Annotated in this window: 16 protein-coding genes and 1 tRNA gene; 3 read left to right on the forward strand and 14 right to left on the reverse strand. The window is 46.5% G+C overall.

Going from position 1 to position 16302, the window contains the following annotated elements:
- From CTN_RS08690 to CTN_RS09980, 10 genes are read right to left on the reverse strand one after another with little or no spacing between them, the layout of a single operon-like run.
- Entirely contained in the window at window positions 1–1260 is a 1260-nt protein-coding gene (locus CTN_RS08690; RefSeq protein WP_015920155.1) for a cell division protein FtsA, read from the reverse strand.
- Complete coding sequence (locus CTN_RS08695; protein ID WP_015920156.1) at window positions 1253–1804, reverse strand: DUF4894 domain-containing protein; 552 nt, start codon at window positions 1802–1804, stop codon at window positions 1253–1255. Before CTN_RS08695 ends, CTN_RS08690 begins: the two co-directional genes overlap by 8 nt.
- Window positions 1805–1808: 4 nt before the next feature.
- Window positions 1809–3719 (reverse strand): DNA topoisomerase (ATP-hydrolyzing) subunit B, encoded by a 1911-nt coding sequence (gene gyrB, locus CTN_RS08700; protein ID WP_015920157.1) that lies wholly within the window; start codon window positions 3717–3719, stop codon window positions 1809–1811.
- A complete protein-coding gene (locus CTN_RS08705) occupies window positions 3700–4005 on the reverse strand; it encodes a DciA family protein (protein ID WP_015920158.1) in 306 nt (101 codons plus the stop codon). Before CTN_RS08705 ends, gyrB begins: the two co-directional genes overlap by 20 nt.
- Window positions 4002–4823 (reverse strand): d-amino acid aminotransferase, encoded by an 822-nt coding sequence (locus CTN_RS08710; RefSeq protein WP_038068047.1) that lies wholly within the window; start codon window positions 4821–4823, stop codon window positions 4002–4004. The genes CTN_RS08705 and CTN_RS08710 overlap by 4 nt, the downstream gene beginning before the upstream one ends.
- On the reverse strand, window positions 4783–6087 hold the full coding sequence (mtaB, locus tag CTN_RS08715; protein ID WP_015920160.1) for a tRNA (N(6)-L-threonylcarbamoyladenosine(37)-C(2))-methylthiotransferase MtaB: 1305 nt from the start codon (window positions 6085–6087) through the stop codon (window positions 4783–4785). The genes CTN_RS08710 and mtaB overlap by 41 nt, the downstream gene beginning before the upstream one ends.
- A complete protein-coding gene (locus CTN_RS08720) occupies window positions 6084–6536 on the reverse strand; it encodes a CBS domain-containing protein (protein WP_015920161.1) in 453 nt (150 codons plus the stop codon). Before CTN_RS08720 ends, mtaB begins: the two co-directional genes overlap by 4 nt.
- Window positions 6537–7496: a 1-phosphofructokinase family hexose kinase gene (locus tag CTN_RS08725; protein WP_015920162.1), complete on the reverse strand. Its 960-nt coding sequence runs from the start codon at window positions 7494–7496 to the stop codon at window positions 6537–6539. It abuts the gene before it with no gap.
- Between the two features lie 28 nt (window positions 7497–7524).
- Window positions 7525–8208 carry an ATP-binding cassette domain-containing protein gene (locus CTN_RS08730; protein WP_342279239.1) on the reverse strand — a complete coding sequence of 228 codons (684 nt, stop codon included), beginning with the start codon at window positions 8206–8208 and terminating at the stop codon, window positions 7525–7527.
- Window positions 8198–8368 (reverse strand): hypothetical protein, encoded by a 171-nt coding sequence (locus CTN_RS09980; RefSeq protein WP_015920164.1) that lies wholly within the window; start codon window positions 8366–8368, stop codon window positions 8198–8200. The genes CTN_RS08730 and CTN_RS09980 overlap by 11 nt, the downstream gene beginning before the upstream one ends.
- Window positions 8369–8492: 124 nt before the next feature.
- Here CTN_RS09980 and CTN_RS08735 point away from each other — a divergent pair, with 124 nt between their 5' ends.
- The 3 genes from CTN_RS08735 to CTN_RS08745 all read left to right on the forward strand — a co-directional run bounded on the left by CTN_RS08735 (window position 8493) and on the right by CTN_RS08745 (window position 11584).
- Window positions 8493–9464 (forward strand): radical SAM/SPASM domain-containing protein, encoded by a 972-nt coding sequence (locus CTN_RS08735; protein ID WP_015920165.1) that lies wholly within the window; start codon window positions 8493–8495, stop codon window positions 9462–9464.
- Between the two features lie 80 nt (window positions 9465–9544).
- Window positions 9545–10993: a radical SAM protein gene (locus tag CTN_RS08740; RefSeq protein WP_015920166.1), complete on the forward strand. Its 1449-nt coding sequence runs from the start codon at window positions 9545–9547 to the stop codon at window positions 10991–10993.
- 15 nt (window positions 10994–11008) lie between these two features.
- Window positions 11009–11584, forward strand: coding sequence for a TetR/AcrR family transcriptional regulator (locus tag CTN_RS08745; protein WP_015920167.1), 576 nt, complete (start codon window positions 11009–11011; stop codon window positions 11582–11584).
- A gap of 14 nt (window positions 11585–11598) precedes the next feature.
- Here CTN_RS08745 and pheT read toward each other — a convergent pair whose 3' ends face one another.
- The 4 genes from pheT to CTN_RS08765 all read right to left on the reverse strand — a co-directional run bounded on the left by pheT (window position 11599) and on the right by CTN_RS08765 (window position 16302).
- A complete protein-coding gene (pheT, locus tag CTN_RS08750; protein WP_015920168.1) occupies window positions 11599–13965 on the reverse strand; it encodes a phenylalanine--tRNA ligase subunit beta in 2367 nt (788 codons plus the stop codon).
- Between the two features lie 14 nt (window positions 13966–13979).
- Complete coding sequence (gene pheS / locus CTN_RS08755; RefSeq protein ID WP_015920169.1) at window positions 13980–14957, reverse strand: phenylalanine--tRNA ligase subunit alpha; 978 nt, start codon at window positions 14955–14957, stop codon at window positions 13980–13982.
- A gap of 34 nt (window positions 14958–14991) precedes the next feature.
- A tRNA-Ser gene (locus CTN_RS08760) sits at window positions 14992–15080 on the reverse strand.
- Window positions 15081–15114: 34 nt separating this feature from the next.
- Window positions 15115–16302 carry an iron-containing alcohol dehydrogenase gene (locus tag CTN_RS08765; RefSeq protein ID WP_038068062.1) on the reverse strand — a complete coding sequence of 396 codons (1188 nt, stop codon included), beginning with the start codon at window positions 16300–16302 and terminating at the stop codon, window positions 15115–15117.

The following is a 16302-nucleotide window of genomic DNA, read 5'->3' on the forward strand; positions in this document are numbered from 1 at the left end:
TCACTCCATCAATTCCCTGAACAATCTGAAAATCCTTTTAAAAGGATTCTCCCGTTTCACCGGTGCTTCCTCGTATGGATTCTCCATCGATGAAAAGACGTTCCCAAAGGCAGCAGCAAACGAAGGATCGTAGGCAGCCTCGTCCGAGTTGACGATCAACGGTTTGTCCGAATTTGCATAGCATCCTGTTCGCACGGGAACCCTGAACACCTCCGTCGCCAGATCGTTTATCCTGGGAATTTTGGCACCCCCACCCGATAGGACGACTCCACCGGGTATTCCTATCTCTCCCTCTTCCATTATCTTTGCCTCTACTTCCCTGAAGACTTTCTTCGACTTACTCATTATCTCTCTGAGGCGGGCGTGTATGATGACGGCGAGTTTCTTCACATTTGTGGTCTTCACCGTGTTCCCATCCAGTCCCCTGTACTGTATCTCCTCTTCTTTGATGTCGCTGTAAACCGCGTTGCCGTAGGTGATGATCAACCTTTCCGCTTCTTCGAAGGAAGTATCCAGAACAGCGGAAACATCCTTGATCACGTGTTTCATACCGACGGGAACGTAGGCGATCTTTATGGGAACACCGTTCTTGTAGGCTATAAGACCCGTGAAGTTGTATCCCAGATTCAAAACCACCACACCGCGGTCCTTTTCCGACGAAGTAAGAACCCCCTCTGCCGTGGATACAAGAGAAGATCTCAGCTGAAAGGGACTCTTCACTATATCCTGCAGGAAATTGTAAAACATCTCGTAAATTCTCACAGGGATTACTATGGAGGTATACTCAACCGTGATCTTCGATGCTTTCATGTCGAGGGGATTGAAAACGATCCTCTCACCATCAAGAAGGTACCTCTTGGAGAAGAGATGAAGGGGTTTTTTTCCATCTTCCTCCAGTTTTCCCAGGGCCTCTGACTGCATCTCTCCGAGGATGTCCAGGTTTATCACTCGCCTGTCTTCTCCGAAATCTTTCTCCGACACAACGTCTCTTCTTTCGAAATTCACATTACTGAAAGATATGATGAAATCGCTTCTTAAAGATCTTTGAATCTGCTCCTCCAGTTCTTTCAAAAGTGTGTTCACAGATTCCTTGAAGGCTATGGCATCCTTTATCTCTCCCTCATCCAGCCCTCTAGACTTCACACTCGAATAAGCGAGCGCTTCCCACTCCTGATCGTGTTTTCTCAGAACCAGGCCCTTTATGTATCTGGAACCTATATCTATGGAGGTGAAGAAGGACGCCTTTGGCAAATCAATCACCCCTTATTTTTATCAGAATACCACTCTCGGTCAGAAAATACTCACTCCTTGGTTCGAGAAAGTCTATCTGCGACTTCAACATCTCAAAATTATTCACAAAATCCCGCCAGTCTCTGAAAGAAAGTGTAACACCTTTGATGAGAATCACCTTTTTTGACTCAAAGAAAACGGTCGAGACAAAACCACTGTTCAGAACGGGTTCCAGAAGACTCAGGATCTTTTTTCCTTCCTCTGAAAGTTGCAACCCCTCCAGTTTCACTTCCAGAAACAAAGGGTAAAGCCTGAAAAGCTCTTCGCTCAAAACAGAAGAAACCAGATTGCCATCGTCAGAACACAGGTAGTAATTCCCCTCGCTGAAGACTATTCCAGCAACTTTTCTCGAATCTATTATAATACTTTTTCTGGAAATGTTAAAATTTTCTATCAAATTGTGTGCGATCTTTTCTGGAACGGCCACTGCTTCTCCAGGATTTGAAAAAGTCTTCATAAAAAATAGAGCATACATCGCAACAAGTATCATCAAAACGATTCTCAAAGACCTCATGGCCTCAGATGTCGAGTTCTTTTACCTTCAGTGCGTGCCTTTCTATGAATTCTCTTCTGCTTGATGGATCGTTTCCCATGAGGATTTCAAAGAGCCTGTCGGCCTCTTCAGCATCCTCTATGGTCACTCTTATTATCTTTCTGGTCTCAGGGTTCATGGTCGTCTCCCACAACTGCTCCGGATTCATCTCTCCAAGTCCCTTGTACCTTTGTATCTCCATCTTTTTTCCCTCAAACATCTTCCTGTACTCCATCAGCTCCGCATCACTGTACACGTAGAAATCCTCTTTTCCGACCCTTATCCTGTACAGCGGAGGAAGCGCTATGTAGATCCTTCCATCCTCTATCAATGGTTTCATGTACCTGTAAAAGAGTGTCAGAAGGAGTGTTCTGATGTGAGCCCCATCGATATCGGCATCCGTCATGATGATTATCTTCCCATATCGCAGTTTGTTTATGTCGAAATCGTCTCCTATTCCGGTCCCAACCGCAACGATTATGTCACTGATCTGCTCGTTCTTCAGCAGACGATCCAGGGAGGATTTTTCAACGTTCAGGATCTTTCCCCTGATCGGAAGAACTGCCTGGAACACCCTGTCACGTGCCTGTTTGGCGGATCCTCCAGCAGAATCACCCTCTACGATGAAGAGTTCGGTGTTTTCACGGTCGGTAGAACTGCAATCTGCCAGCTTTCCGGGGAGGGTGGTGCTCTGAAGTACGTTCTTTCTTCTCACCATCTCCCTTGCCCTTCTTGCTGCTTCTCTTGCCTGTTTTGTGCTCATTATCTTTGACAGTATTGTCCTGACAAGATCGGGACTGGCGTCGAAAATTTTCTTCAACTCCTCCCTCATCGCTCTGTTCACCGCTTCTTTCACTTCTTCGTTGCCGAGTTTTGACTTGGTCTGTCCCTCAAACTCCGGATTCTTCACATACACACTTATAACAGCGGTGAGTCCCTCCCGTACGTCATCTCCCTGGAAGGAGTCTCCGTTCTTCAAAAAGTTGTGTTTTCTTCCATATTCGTTCATCAGCCTCGTGAGGGTTGTTTTGAAGGCTGTAACGTGTGTACCTCCATCGACAGTCTTTATGGTGTTCGCAAAGGAAAGAATCTCTTCCGAATAAGAATCGGTGTACTGAAAGGCGATTTCCACGATTACCTCGTCTTCTTTGTCTTTGACCTTGACTTTCTCCGTTCTCTTCAGATATATCACGTCATGAAGCACTTTTTTTCCACGATTCAAGTACTTCACGAATTCTTTCAAACCACCATCGAATTTGAACGTCTTCTTCTCGTTGTTTATTCTGTCTTCGAATTCTATTTTCAATCCCGGCACGAGGAAGGCGATTTCTCTCAACCTGTGTTCGAGTATGTCAGGATCGAATTCGGTCTCAGAGAATATGAGAGGATCCGGTTTGAACCGGACGACCGTACCGTGTTTGTCAGTTTCGCCGATCACCTCAACAAGTGTAACTGGCTTTCCCCTTTCGTACCTCTGCCTGTAGATCTTACCGTCTCGATAAACTCTCACCTCGAGCCATTCAGAAAGTGCGTTCACCACAGAAACTCCCACACCATGAAGTCCACCGCTTATTTTGTAGGAATCCTTGGAGAACTTTCCTCCCGCGTGAAGAACGGTGAAAACCACTTCAAGGGCACTTCTTCCTTCTTCCGGATGAACGTCAACAGGAATACCCCTTCCGTTATCTTCAACCTCAACACTGCCATCTTCATGCAGTGTTACTTTGATCCAGTCGCAGTAGCCCGCAAGCGACTCATCGACACTGTTGTCGACCACCTCGTACACGAGGTGATGCAACCCACGCTTTCCTGTAGAACCGATGTACATTCCAGGGCGCATTCGAACGGGTTCCAGCCCTTTCAAAACCTTTATGCTCTCAGCCGAGTACTTTTCCATTGATCTTTCCCCTCCTGAACACCATGTCTCTGAATATCTTCCTTCCTGCTTTCTCGTTGAGTATTTGAAGAATTCTGTCCTTCTGAAGAGAAAGTTCGGTCAGCCACAACGAATCATCACAAACGACATGAACGATACCATTTTCAACCTTCTCCACTGCCGTATGTCTGGCAATGACAGGCCCTACAAGGCCTATCCAATCCATCAATAGCATCCTAGTTTTCAACTCAGAAAACAGAGGGTTTTCACCCGCAAGTTCCTCGAACAATTTCCCAATAGGCTTCACGTTCCCACCCAGTTTTCCTCCAGATTCAAAACGAAGGGTTCGAAGTTTTCCATCAACGTCGACGTTATTGGTCCTGGTTCTTCCTCGAAGAACAGGTGATCGTTGAGCCTCCTCACAGGAACGATTCCTGCACTCGTGTGGGTCAAAAACATCTCGTCTGCCTCAAACAGTTCCCAGACCCACACAAATCTTTCTTCCAGTGGAATTTCCAATCTGTTCGCAAGTTTTATCACGTTTTCACGGGTTATTCCATCAAGGATGCCAGATTCGATAGAGGGGGTGATCAGCCTTCCTTCTTTCACCAGAAAAACGTTGCTGAAACTTCCTTCACAGACCTGACCGTTCACACCCGTCAGAATCACATCGTAACATTCCCCAATCTCCCTCCGAGCAAGCAGAATGTCCGTTCTTCCGGTTATCTTTAAACTCGGCGGTGTAGAAAGATCGGGAATCCTTCTGATCTTCGATATCTTCACATTCACTCCCTCTTCGACGCTTGAAATGTTCAGTGGCGAAAAAACAAAGAACAGCTCAGCAGTTTTCACAGAGAGAAGCACTTTTATTCTGCTTTCACGATCGATCTGCCGGGTACCCTTTTTCAGTATGTCGACGAACTCTTCAAATGTCATGGAAAAGGGGATATCAAAAAAAGAAACAGACCTCATCAGTCTATTGTAGTGTTTGTAAGCGGCAAAGGGAACTCTGTTGTACGTTCGCAGAGTTTCATAAACGAGTCCCTGAGAAACCTCCTCAAACATCTCGTAGTTCAGAAAGAACTCATCCGCGTGAATGAACCGCCCTTTCTGCCAGATCAACACGACAGGAAATCACTCCTTCTTCCGAAAGAGACTTCACCCTCACATTGTGGAACACCCCTATACCATCACCCACGAATTCGTGTTTAACGTAGTATTCGTCGTATCCTGAAAGCACACCCTTTGCGATGTACCATTCCGCGAGAACTCTCCTCTTCTTGTTCACCATCCGCCTTTTGTATCTGTGAGACACTTCTTTTGCCTTTTCCTTTAAAATGTTCAAGCGTTCTTTCTTCTTGTGTTCCGGAACAGCATCGGAAAAGGTACTCGCAGGAGTCCCTGGCCTGGGAGAGTACCTGAATATGTGAACCCTGCTGAATTCGACCTCTTCCAGGAGTTTCACTGTCTTCAGGAAATCCTCGTCCGTCTCCCCTGGAAAACCAACGATGATATCCGTCGTTATGGAAAAGTCTGGATTGATACTTCTCAGTTTTTCCACCACTTTCAGAAAGTCGGAGGAACTGTACCGCCTTCCCATTCTCTTCAGAACTCTGTCTGAACCACTCTGAACAGATATGTGGAGATGCGGACACAGTCTGGGGTTGTCCCGGAAAACTTCCACGAGTTCGTCCGTTATGTCCTCTACGTTCAGAGAACTGAGACGCACCCTGTAATCGCCAGGAACATGTTCTACGATCTTCAAAAGATCGACCAGGGTGGTCCCGATATCCTTTCCGTACTTTCCAAGGTTGACTCCCGTGATGACGATTTCCTTGTATCCCTTTATCACCATTTTCTCGAATTCTTCTTTGAACAACTCCAGTGGTTTGCTTCTCACCTTCGTTCCACGTGCAAACCTTATAGCACAATAAGTGCAGCCGTTGTCACATCCGTCCTCCACCTTTATGTAGGCTCTTGTTCTATCCTCAAAACTTCCCTTCACCTTTTCGTAAACGGGGCTATCAGGAGCCGACACTACCAGTTTCTGTTCTCCGTTCAGAGAGAGAAGATGATCGACTATGTTCTTCTTCTCCGAGATTCCAAGGACCATGTTCACGGGAAGCTTCTTTGCCTCTTCAGGAAAGAGCTGTGCAAAACATCCTGTGAGGATGATTTTTGCATCCCTGTTCTTCCTTCGTATGCTTTTAACCAACCTTTTTACCTTTTTCTCCACTTCTTGGGTGACCACACAGGAGTTTATTATGTAATAAGAAGCCTCGCCGGCTGGCAGAACGGTATAGCCGGCCTTTTCGAGCTGTTCGGCCATGTATTCACTTTCGTACTGGTTCACCTTACATCCAAAGGTCTCGATTCTCACCGTTCTCATATCTCCAGTTTCCCCTCCGAAACCACTCTCAGAACATCTATCCTTCTGACGATTCCAACAAGTTGCATACTATCATCGACCACAGGTAGTGATTTGAAACCATGCCTTATGAGATAATCCGCCGCCACTATGAGAGGATCGTCCTCCTTCACCACAACAGGTGGTTTGCTCATGTAATTCGATATGGGTTTGTCCTTTATTTTGACTATATTTCTGATCAACTGGTTGGTGTCCGGGATGAAAGAAGCGGATCTGAGAAGAGAAAAATAACTGGGAACCAGGGCCTTTATCAGGTCACTTTCACTGACAAACCCCACAACTCGCATGTCGTGGTCGACAACAGGTATTCCAGAGAGATTCTGCCTTGACAGAAGTTTTATGACCGTTTCCACAGTTTCATCTTCGAATACGGCTGATATATCATAAATGACGGCATCCTTCACTCTCATTTACTTCACCCTCTCCACGGTGAAGTGATCGTATTCCTTCTTTATCGCCTCGAGATCTGGCATGTATTTTTCTTTTCTTCTTGTTGCAGCGAGTGCAGAAGCAAAACCAAATTTTGCCATCTCCAGGAAATTCGCTCCGTGGGTGACAAAATAGTAAACCATTCCCGCCACGTAAGCATCTCCCGCACCGAGCAGATGGGACGCATCTATCTCCTCTTTCGATTTTATGATCCACACACCGTCCTTTGTGGCAACTATGTCGTTCTTCACCTCGTAGGAGACAACTGCGACCTGAGATTTCTCTGCTATCTTCTCTGCAAGCCGAACGTAATCTTCAAAGGTTTTGAGCTCCATACCGAAAGGTGCCAGATGGTTTCCTCTCAAGTCCGGTTTCACCACGTTTGGATATTCCGGACCTGCCAGTGTTCTTTCGAGCAATCTGGGGGTCTGTTCTACAAAGACGAAGATTCCCTTCTCACGCGCAAGTCTCACCAGTTCGTAACAGACGTCTTCACTTACTCCAAGCGGTATGCTTCCAGAGATGACCACACAATCGACTTTTGAAAGGGTCATCCTGTACCTTCTCAGAAAATGATTCAGATCGTCTTCACCGATTTCTGGACCGGGAAAATTTATGGCCGTTATGGTTTGATTCTTTTCATCTATGATCTCTATGTTCTCTCTCGTTTCCCCATCCACATAAACAAAATTCGTTGTGATCAGATTCGAAATCTTTCGCAGTTCCTCTACAAGAATTCGTCCTATGTGACCTCCCACGAATCCGGTGGCTACTGAAGGAACCCCGAGCTTTGAGAGAGCTATAGAGACGTTTATCCCTTTTCCGCCAGGCGTCATCTGAGACCTGCTCAGATCCCTCAACCTGTATAATTTGTTCACCTGGAAATCGTCTATGAAGATCTCCCGGTCCAGCGCGGGATTCAACGTGACGGTCAGTACCATAGGATCACCTCGTTCGTGAAACGGTTCTTCACATCTTCAAAACAAAATCTCTGGGAGTTCCCGCATAATTGATTCTACCATCATTCAGTATTACCAACAAATCCGCAATGTAGAGAAACCTCTGGAGGATGCGGGTGGAGATTATGAAGGTCCTATCTTTTTTCATCTCGAAGAACGTACCGATGATTCTTTCAAGATTTTCATCGTCGAGGTGATCCAGCAGACAATCCATCAGTATAATCTCAGGTTGCTTCTGCTCCAGTATGAAAAAGAGGAGGGAAATCTTTTCGGCAGGCGAAAAAACAGAAAGGGGGGTTTTGCGTCCCAGCGTCAACATTTTCAGTATTCCCAGATCATCCAATCTTTCGGAGATTTTTTCAAGATCCACCTTCTTCTTCAGACTCAATCCCAAAAACTCTTCGAAACTGTAACGGTTCATAGCATCGATGAAACTTGTATCGAGGTAAAGAGCCTTCTTTCTTACATAGGTGTCATCGAGCTCTCTCACATCCTGTCCGAAGAGATAAACTGTTCCGCCTTCCGTCACATCTTCCAGTATTTCATCATTCAACTTGACAACCGCTCGAAGAAGGGTGGATTTACCTGAACCCCGGGGCCCGTATAAAACATTTATTCCCTTAACAAAGGAAATGGTGATATCTTCTAAAATTTGCTCTCCGCTTACAGAAACAGAGAAATGATCAAACGTTATCGGAGATCTTTCGTCTTTCATCGTTCTCTCTTTCTTTCTTTTCATCAAAACCCAGCCTTCTCTTTATTTCCCTGAGGGCATTCTCATCTCCACCGGCCATCATTCTGAGGAGTTCTATCTGTGAGAGTACTCTGGGATTCTTGGACACTTTTTTTCCCAAGTGGCATCACCTCACGATAGATTTTATTCCCAAACCTTTAATTGGACTTGTAAGGATCATTACAATTAGAGTCCTCCCCTTTTGAATCAATCTCAGGAGTTAAAATCTATCTGGAGGTGATTGAATGCGAAAACCACCACTCATAGTAGAGTACGAGTTGACAACAAGATGCAACTTCAGATGCAAGCACTGTTACTGCGAAGCGGGAGAGCCTCATCCGAATGAGTTGAGTTTCGAGGAGATAAAAGAACTGATGATCGACTTGAGGGAACTTGGCGTGTGGGCCCTGGATCTTGTGGGAGGTGAGCCTCTTCTCCATCCACACCTTCTCGACATACTCGCTTTCGGCAGAGAGATAGGTCAGAGACTCATGATAAACACGAACGGATCCCTTGCTACCAGAGAAATGGTTCGGAAAATAAAAAGAGCCAATCCAGATGTGCTGATTGGTGTATCGCTGGAGGGACCAGATCCTGAGACGAACGATTATGTGAGAGGAAATGGCAACTTCGAAAGAGCGATCGAGGGCATCAAAAATTTCATAAGCGAGGGTTTTCAGGTCACGATACTCAACGTGATAAACAGAATGAACTGGAGAAAGTTCGAAGATATGGTAAAACTATCCCTGAAACTGGGAGTCAGAGCTCTGTACGTGGACAGGTTCATCCCAGTTGGAAGAGGAAAGATCCACGCAAAAGAACTGGACATGAATCCTGACGAATGGAAAGAGGCCATAAGATACGTTCTCGAAGTTGTAAATACTTACAGAGACCGGCTGACGTTCTACGTGGAAGAATCCATATCCGGTGCCCCTTGCTCCGCCGGTATCACCCACGCCTCGATACTCGTTGAAGGAACCGTTGTACCATGTGGGCATTTCAGATACAACAAAGAGTACTACATGGGAAACGTACGAGAAAAGAAGTTTTCCGAGATATGGAACGAATACAAACCCTTGCCCTCTCCCGAATCATGTTCAACGTGTCCAGTTTTGAAAGAATGCGGAGGAGGATGTAAGGCGTATTATCTGTTGAAAGGTTACGAGAAAGATGAAGCCATCTGTGCGATAAATCTCTCAAGGTACAACATAAAGTAACAAATATGCAACGTATATTTCACCTTATGGGCATAGAATCTTTTACCGACCGGTAAGTAAAAAAAGACGGAGGTGGTTCAATGCCAGTAGGCGGAATTAAAGGAATGATCTATCGACAGGCAGGAAAACTCGTCGGATCTTTTGTGAGAAACGCCGATGTGGAAACCCTGGGAAAGATATTCGGTACCCTCAGCATGTTCACGAAAGAGCCTTCGAAGAGTGGCCTTCGAAAACTTGCAGATCTCGCCAAAGAAAGACATCCCATGGTGATGTCATGGGTCAATGTTTTTAAAAAGGCAAGTCCAAAATGTGTGGAAGGGGTCATAAACAACCTCATCATCAACGAATTCGCACTCGGAGAACCCATAAGGCAGGAGAAGATGCACGAGTACAAAACCGTTCTTCCGAAACTTCTCGTTCTGAGTCCCACCTACGCGTGTAACTTGAACTGTGTTGGGTGCTATGCAGGACTTTACGGCAGAAAGTACGAACTTTCCCACGACGAAGTCAGGGACATTTTGAAACAGGCCAACGACCTTGGAATATACTTCTTCATCATCACCGGAGGAGAACCCTTCTTCTGGCCGCACCTGATGGACATCTTTGAAGAGTTCAAGGATAGTTATTTCCTTGTCTACACGAATGGAACGTTGATAAAGGAAGAAACTGCAAAGAGACTGGCTGAACTTGGAAACGTGACGCTCTCCATTTCAGTGGAAGGTTTCGAAACGGACACCGACTGGAGAAGAGGAAGGGGCATCTTCAAGAGGATTCTCGAAGCGTGGGAAAGATTGAGAAGGCATGGTGTGATCTTTGGAGCCTCAGTGACGGCAACCAGAATGAACCATGATACCCTTATGAAAGATGAGTTCTGGGACTTCCTGGAAGAGCAAGGTGTCTCCTACGTCTGGGTGTACCAGTTCATGCCCGTTGGAATGAATCCATCCATGGACCTTGTCCCCACTCCCAAACAGAGGTATGAGAGATTCCACAAACTCGAACAGATCAGACTCAGCGGAAGATTCGCCTTCGTTGCGGACTTTTGGAACCACGGATTCCTCACCAACGGTTGTCTCGCAGCGGGTGCCAAATACCTCCACATAAACGCAAAAGGATACGTGGAACCCTGTGTCTTTCAGCAGTTTGCCGTTGACAGCATCCGCGAGAAGAAACTCATCGATATTCTGAGATCACCGTTCTTCGAAGCTTACAAACGAATGATTCCTTACAGCGACAACCTCTTCAGGCCGTGCCCAATAATAGACAACCCGAAGGTGTTCAGAGCCATGGTGAAAGCGTTCAACGCAAAGCCTCAGCACGAAGGTTCTGAGAGGATCATCACCGAACTTGCACCTGAGATCGACAAACTCGCTGCCGAATGGAAGAAGTACGCAGACAAGCTCTGGTACGAAGAAGGATACTCAGAGATCTACCCGGCAAACAGAGGCGTTTATAACTACGAAGTGAGAATGAGAAGGTACGCGGACAAGGAAAAGCTCCTCGCGGTGGACAAACGCTACAGGGATTGATGTGGAGGGGTCAAATTGGGCTCTGAAACAAGAAGAAAGATAGTGGAGGCAGCGAAGAGGGCCTTTTCGAAATATGGATACGACGGTGTCAGCATGGAAGATATCGCACGGGAAGCAGGTGTGAAAAAGGCTCTCATATACTACTACTTCCCGAGCAAGGACAAGCTCTTCGAAGAAGTCTGGAGAGAAGCACTCGAGGAACTGGAAAACCATCTCTTCACAGTCACAAAGGAGACGAACTCTTACTTTGCCAAGATCAAAAAGTTCTTGAAGTCGTACGTTGATTTCGTGCTGAACAAGTCAGTGCTGAACGAAATAATAGAGAAGGAGAAAACAACGATCCGTTTCGAGGAGAAAGAAAAGTGGTCGGTTCTGAGAGAAAGATACGAAAACTTCATAAAACGTGTTGAGAAACTGATAGAGGAAGGAAAAGAGCAAAATTACGTACCAAAGGATCTGAACTCACGAGCCGCTGCGGAACTCATTGTCAATTCGATGGGAGACGTTCCGAAAGACCAGAAGCTGCTTCAGAGTATACAGGAAATGATTCTCAAGGGACTCCTGAACACAAAAACGGAAGAGGGGCGATAGCCCCTCTTTTTTTTTTAGAATCTTCTTTTCACACCGAATTTCTCTTCTACACGCTGAACCATTCTTTCGAAGATCTGATTCACCTCTTCATCCGTCAGTGTTCTTTCTGGATGTCTGAATATCACATAGAAGGTAACACTCACCATACCCTCTGGAACACCCTTTCCCTCGTAAACATCGAACACTCCCACCTCTTCCACGAGAGATTCACCCATTTTTCTGAATAGGTCCAGTATTTCGAGGGATTTGAATCCTCTTGGAAGCAGGAAGGAAACGTCCCTTCGAACAGCCGGAAACTTCGGTGTGGGTTTGTAAACCGGCCTCTCTGAAACAAGTTCGGCGAGCGATTCCAGATCGATTTCGAAAAAGTATGTCTCCTCTTTGACATCGTACTCGTCGAGAAGTTTTGGATCGACCATTCCTAGAAATCCAAGTTCTTTTCCCTCAGAAAAGATACGAGCGGTTCTCGTCGGGAAAAATCCTGTCAGTTCTGCTTCTCTGTACTCGGCACGTACTCCGTATCTTTGAAACAGCTCGTCAAGAACCCCTTTCATAGTGTAGAAAGATACCTTCCTTTTGTCGGTGTAGTCGTCTGGATTTTCCAGTCCACAGGCCACAGCAGACAACGTTTCAACTTCTCTGTACTCACCGTTCTCTCTATAGTAGATCTTACCGATCTCAAAGAGTTTGAGATTTCTGTTCTGTCTCTTGAAGTTCTCAGACAGCACCTGAATCATACTGTGAAACAGCGTGTAGCGCATCACATCCATATCCGAAGAGATGGGATTCGTGAGGAAGATTGGCTCTTTTCTTACAACAGGCCACTTTTTCACTTTTTCAGAGTTCACAAAGGAAAAGCTCACGATTTCATCGAATCCCATTCCTTTCATGAAGTGAGAAATCTCTTTCCTTAAGATCTGTTTTCTGTTCCATCCGATGTTCACAGCGGGCAGGCTTATGATCCTGGGTTCTATCTTTTCATAACCGTTTATCCTTCCTATCTCTTCGATCAGGTCTATCTCCCTTTCCACGTCGGGTCTGAAGGTGGGAACCACGACCTCGTATCCATTCTCCACACTCTTCACCTGAAACTCCAGACGTTCGAGTATTCTATCGGGCTCTTCGACCTCTATCCCCAGGATCTTCTTGACTCTTTCCTTTCTGAGAAACACCCTCTTTGGTTCTATCTTCTTTGGATACACATCCCAGAATTTTCTGAGAACAACTCCCCCGGCGAGTTTTTGAATCATCTCTGCAAGTTTCAAAGATACCAGGTCTGCATCGTTGGGGTCGACACCACGCTCGAATCTGTAAGAAGATTCGGAACTGATACCGAGTGATTTGGACGTTTTTCTTATCCTGACAGGATCGAAATAAGCCACTTCGAGCACCAGATCCCTTGTATTCTCACTCACACCGGATTCCATTCCACCCATGATACCACCGAGCGCCAGGATGTTCTCACCATCGGTTATCAGAACTTCTCCGCCTTTCATCTCGTATTCCTTCTCGTCGAGCAGAAGAACCCTTTCTCCTCCACTTGCTGTTTTTACAACTATTCTGGCGTTACCAAGACGCGCCAGATCGAACGCGTGAACAGGATGTCCAAGTTCAAGCATCACGTAGTTGGTCGCATCGACCACGTTGTTCAGGGATCTCATTCCTGAGGCAACGAGCCTTGCTTTCAACCAGAGAGGGGAATCTTTCACTGTAACTCCTTTCATTATGCGGGCGGTGTACCTTGGACAGCCTTCAACATCCTCCACGATCACATCGAAAGGAACATCTTCATCCACGAACGAAACCCTGGGAGAAGGTTTCTTCAGAGGCCTTCTGCTCAGGGCAGAAAGTTCCCTGGCCACCCCCAGAATGGAAAGGCAATCCGGCCTGTTCGGTGTAATTTCAAGATCGAGCACCCTCTCGTCCAGACCGAACTCTTCTATCACGTTCACACCTGGAGTCACCGGTTCTGGAAAACGGTACACACGGTCGGACTTTTCCTCCAGCCCGAGTTCTTCAAGAGAACACAGCATACCCTCGGATACGATCCCACTGAACTCGCGCGGTGCGATCTTCACTCCATTGTTCAGTGTGGCACCCTCAAGAGCCAGGATCACGTAGTCTTCTTCCTTCACCGTTCTGTCGGCTGTAACAACGGTGTAGAGTTTCTCTCCGGCATCCACTCTACACACCAGGAGTTTGTCAGATTTGGGATGCTGGAAAGTTTCAACTACCCTGGCTGTAACGATTTTGCCGGATACGTTGAAGGGTTTCAGGATGTCTTCCACGCTCGTTCCTGAGAAAGTGAGTCTTTCTGCTATTTCTTCTATGTCCCAGTCCAGATCTATGAATTCTCTGAGCCATGACTCCGGTACCCGCACTCGTCACACCCCCGTCAGTAACTGCTGAGGAACCTCACATCGTTTCTCACGAATTCTCTGATGTCCGTGATACCGTACTTCAACATGGAAATCCTTTCAACACCCATTCCAAATGCATACCCCGTCCATTCCTCCGGATCGTATCCCACGTTCAGAAACACGTTTGGATCCACCATTCCCGCACCGAGTATCTCGAGCCATCCATAGCCAGAGAGGTACACATCCACCTCAAAACTCGGCTCTGTGAAAGGAAAGTAACTTGGTCGAAGACGAATCCTGGCGTTTTTCCCGAACATCCTCCTGGCAAACTCCTCAAGGGTGAACTTCAGATGTGCCACGCTGAGATCTCTATCAACATGCAGGCCTTCAACCTGATGGAACATGGGAAGGTGTGTTGCGTCATAATCTCGCCTGTAGACTTTCCCCGGTGATATGATGGCAATTGGAGGTTTTCTCTCCAGCATGGTCCTTATCTGAACGGGAGAGGTGTGGGTGCGCAGAAGAAGTTCATCTGTGATGTAGAACGAATCGTGTTCGTCACGAGCCGGATGCCATTCTGGAGTGTTCAAAGCATCGAAATTGTGCCAGGTTGTTTCTATCTCGGGTCCTTCCACCACATCGAACCCCATGGAAACGAAGATCCTCTCGATCTCTTCCATCACTTTGAGTACAGGGTGAGAATGTCCCACTTTCCTTCTGGCTCCCGGCAGTGTAACGTCCACTCGCATCTTCTCCATTCTCTCTCTTTCAAGAAGTTCCTCTATTTGTTTCTTCTTTTCGGAGAAAAGCCTTTCCACTTTCTCTCTGAGTTCGTTAACTCTCTTTCCATAGGCGGGCCTTTCCTCAGGAGGGAGATTCTTGAGATTTTTCATCAAACTGGTGATCTTTCCCTTTTTTCCAAGAAATTCCACTCTGAACTGTTCCAGTTCTTGAGCGTTTGACACCTTTTCCAACTTCTCAATCGCTTCCTTTTCGACGGTTTCGACATCCATTTCTCATACCCCCTGGCTTTCATTATACAAAAAATGGCGGAGGCGGTGGGACTCGAACCCACAAGGGCCTTGCGGCCCACCGGTTTTCGAGACCGGCTCCTTAGCCAGTTCGGACACGCCTCCGCGTCGTACTTATTATATCATCAAGTATTTTATTTCATTTTGCGGCTATTTTCAATATCTCTTGAACGTCTTCTCTTTCCAGAACCTTCACCCTACCCAGTGTGGCTCCCTTTGGTTTCAGATTTTTCTCCACAAGGAGCATCACGTTGTCCACTATCTTCTCGATGTCTTTCTCCGGAATACCGGCATCTTTGAGAGTTACAGGAGCTCCCACCTTCCTGAGCCAGTTCTTGAACGAATCTATACCCCTCAGGATGAGATCCTCACCCTCTCCTTCGAGGTTGAATATTTTCCTCGCGAATCTTTCAAACTGGGCAGGATTTTCTCTGTACACGTACCTCATCCACGCGGGAAAAACGATTGCCAGACCTGCACCGTGAGCGATGTCGTAGAGGGCACTCAGAGAATGCTCTATTCTATGACAGGCCCATTCTCCACCTCTTCTTCCAACAGCCATCGTTCCGTTCAGGGCTATGGTCGCACTCCAGGCAAGATTGGCCCTTGCTTCGTAATCATCCGGTTTTTCAAGGAGCCTTTCTGTCATCTTCATGATGGTTCTGATGGTGCCCTCTGCTATTTCGTTCGAGATCTCCGGGCTGCTTCCATCGAAGTAATACTCGAGGATGTGAGCAATGGCATCCACCGCTCCGTACACCGTTTGCTCTTTTGGAAGTGTGGCCTGAACGGAAGGATCGATGATTGAAACTCTGGGATAGAGGGCTTTTGAACTCACACCATATTTTTCTTTCGTTTTTTCATTCGTTATGACGGCGTTTCCGTTCATCTCTGTTCCTGTGGCAGAGATCGTCAGCACATCGAAGACAGGAAGAGCCTCTTTTATCACGTATTTCCCAACGAAGGCATCCCAGATATCACCCTCGTACAGAATACCAGCTGCCACCGTTTTTGCCGAATCTATCACACTTCCGCCACCAACACCGAGCACAGCCTCTACCTTCTCTTTTCTTCCAACCTCTATCGCCTCATGAACTTTGGAAAGAACAGGATTCGGCTTGACACCGGAGACCTCCACCCACTCTATTCCATGCTTTTTCAGAGATTCGACCACCTGATCGTAAACTCCATTCCTTTTTATGGATCCTCCACCGTAGAGAAAGAGCACTTTCTTTATTCCAGCATTCTTTATCTCCTCACCTATCTTTGGTATCGTTCCCCTTCCGAAGATGATCTTTGTTGGGTTGTGAAAGACGAAATTCTCCAT

It is taken from the genome of Thermotoga neapolitana DSM 4359, from assembly GCF_000018945.1.
GTDB lineage: Bacteria > Thermotogota > Thermotogae > Thermotogales > Thermotogaceae > Thermotoga > Thermotoga neapolitana.

Bases quoted from the DNA above. Each gene is read 5' to 3' on its own strand.
- CTN_RS08695 (WP_015920156.1), bottom strand. From the start codon at position 1,804: ATGAGGTCTTTGAGAATCGTTTTGATGATACTTGTTGCGATGTATGCT.
- gyrB (WP_015920157.1), bottom strand. From the start codon at position 3,719: ATGGAAAAGTACTCGGCTGAGAGCATAAAGGTTTTGAAAGGGCTGGAA.
- mtaB (WP_015920160.1), bottom strand. From the start codon at position 6,087: ATGAGAACGGTGAGAATCGAGACCTTTGGATGTAAGGTGAACCAGTAC.
- CTN_RS08720 (WP_015920161.1), bottom strand. From the start codon at position 6,536: ATGAGAGTGAAGGATGCCGTCATTTATGATATATCAGCCGTATTCGAA.
- CTN_RS08725 (WP_015920162.1), bottom strand. From the start codon at position 7,496: ATGGTACTGACCGTCACGTTGAATCCCGCGCTGGACCGGGAGATCTTC.
- CTN_RS08735 (WP_015920165.1), top strand. From the start codon at position 8,493: ATGCGAAAACCACCACTCATAGTAGAGTACGAGTTGACAACAAGATGC.
- CTN_RS08740 (WP_015920166.1), top strand. From the start codon at position 9,545: ATGCCAGTAGGCGGAATTAAAGGAATGATCTATCGACAGGCAGGAAAA.
- pheS (WP_015920169.1), bottom strand. From the start codon at position 14,957: ATGGATGTCGAAACCGTCGAAAAGGAAGCGATTGAGAAGTTGGAAAAG.
- CTN_RS08765 (WP_038068062.1), bottom strand. From the start codon at position 16,302: ATGGAGAATTTCGTCTTTCACAACCCAACAAAGATCATCTTCGGAAGG.